The 1,901-nt window shown below is 57.4% G+C and carries 2 protein-coding genes and 1 pseudogene; all 3 read right to left on the minus strand.

The annotated features are described in order from the left end of the window. A pseudogene (locus P7F28_RS10330) lies at window positions 1-294 on the minus strand (ornithine cyclodeaminase); the annotation flags it as partial. Window positions 295-322: 28 nt separating this feature from the next. Beyond that, window positions 323-1,597 carry an enolase C-terminal domain-like protein gene (locus P7F28_RS10335; RefSeq protein WP_277184389.1) on the minus strand — a complete coding sequence of 425 codons (1,275 nt, stop codon included), beginning with the start codon at window positions 1,595-1,597 and terminating at the stop codon, window positions 323-325. Beyond that, window positions 1,597-1,901: MOFRL family protein (locus P7F28_RS10340; RefSeq protein WP_277184390.1), on the minus strand; the 305-nt coding region annotated here is incomplete at its 5' end. The genes P7F28_RS10340 and P7F28_RS10335, both read right to left, overlap by 1 nt.

Genomic DNA, 1,901 nt, shown 5'->3' on the forward strand with positions numbered 1-1,901 from the left:
ATTCGAGCCATACCACTTGTTGCCACATACATCGAAACGCCCGCCGAGATAACCGGGCATGGCGGCGAAACGGCGATCAGGACCCGCCACCGGCATATTCGGGAACTTCGTTTCCTTCGGAAATACGATATTCATGCCGTGATTATTGTGATTCGCGCCGCCCATCAGATAGTCGCCCTTGCCGAGCAAGCTGAAGGTTTCTTCGCAGACGCTCACGCAACGCGCGGCATCGAGCACGCCCGCTTCGATCATGTCCGGCTCGGACAGATACAGAAAATCGATCTTGGGATACATGGCCTTACCTCTTGAAAATGGAGTTGAATCAGAAGCGCAGCAGCGGCGCAATGTCATACAGGCGGCATGCCGAACTGCGAGCATTCGCGCGCATCAGGAAATTGAGCTTTTCGATGCGTTCGCCCGAACGCGGCGCACCGTTTTTCTGGAACGGCACTTCGAGTCCAACGGAAAAATCCATCACCACGTCATCGACCACGCCGCCCGAGCGGCCCGAGGGCACGGCGATCATGCCGTGCTCGTGAGCAAATCTGTAGGCATCCATAGCTTCGGTGATGGTGCCGACCTGATTCGGCTTGAGCACGAAGCCATCGACGGCGCGCGTATCATGGGCGCGGCGCAGCAATTCGAGATTCGTTACGGTGAGATCGTCGCCGAGCACGATGGTGCGTTTGAGTTCGCGCACGGCTTTTGTGTAGCCGTTCCAGTCGTTTTCATCGAGCAGGTCTTCGATAAAGACCAGGTTGAATCGCTCGGTCAGATACTTCGCGTACGCAATCAATTCATCCGATGAAACGCGTTCGCCCTTGAGCAGATAACGCCTGGTCGCCTTGTCGTACATCTCGCTCGACGCACAATCCAGCGCGAACGCAATGCGATCCGTATAGCCACATTCGTCGATGGCCTTCTGCATCAGCGTGAGAATCATCTCGGGGTCTTCGGACGGCGCGGCGTAGCCATAGGAGCTTGCGACTTGCGGCTTGTGGCCGAGATACGCGGTCAGAACATCGGAGAGCTTATGAAATACCGCCACCGCCATTTCGATGGCGAAGTCGATGCTGTCCGTGCCATACGGAACGATCAGAAATTCGTTGAATGCCTGCGTAAAGCCTTCGTAACGCCCGCCGTTGATCACGTTGAAGCAGGGCACCGGCACGGTCCAGATATCGCGGCCTGCGATATGTTCGTACAGCGGAATGCCACGTGAATCGGCGGCGGCGCGAAAAGCGGCGATGGAGGCGGAGTAAATCGTATTGCCGCCGAGCACGTGCTTATCCGGCGTGCCGTCCAGCGCAATCATTTTCTCGTCGATAGCGCGTTGATCGAATACGTTCATGCCGATCAGCGCCGGCCCGATGATCTTCGCTGCGTTTTCCACCGCCTTATGCACGCTCAGGCCTTTGTACGTAGACGGATCATTATCGCGGAGTACGAACGATTCATGCATGCCAACCGACGTGCCCGTAGGCGCTGCGCCGCGTCCGATTGCGCCGCTTTCCGTGCGAATCTCGACTTCGACAGCCGGACGGCACTTGCAGTCGATAATCTGCTGCGCACGAACGGAGATGATCTTGTCTTGCATTACTTGCTCTCCTTCAATGCCGGAACGTAGAGAATGTTCAGGTCGCAGAGGTTTGTGCCGGTGTTGCCGGTGAACACGGCTGAGTCGATGGAGGCGAGTGCTTCGTAACAACTGTGCTCGCGCAAGGCTTGATAAAGACTCACGCCTTTGCTCGCGGCGGCTTGATAGCTGGTCGAATCCGTGATGCCGCCCGCGACTTTCGCGGTGCCATCGGTGCCTTCGCTATCGATGGAAAGCAGGCACGCGCCTTGGGCTTTTTCAGCGGCGATCGCAAAGCCCACGGTCATTTCCTGACCCGGCCCGC

The organism is Caballeronia sp. BR00000012568055, assembly GCF_029439455.1.
Taxonomy (GTDB): Bacteria; Pseudomonadota; Gammaproteobacteria; order Burkholderiales; family Burkholderiaceae; genus Caballeronia.

Excerpts from the sequence above, each read along its gene's own strand:
- P7F28_RS10335 (WP_277184389.1), bottom strand. The coding sequence starts at position 1,597 with ATGCAAGACAAGATCATCTCCGTTCGTGCGCAGCAGATTATCGACTGC.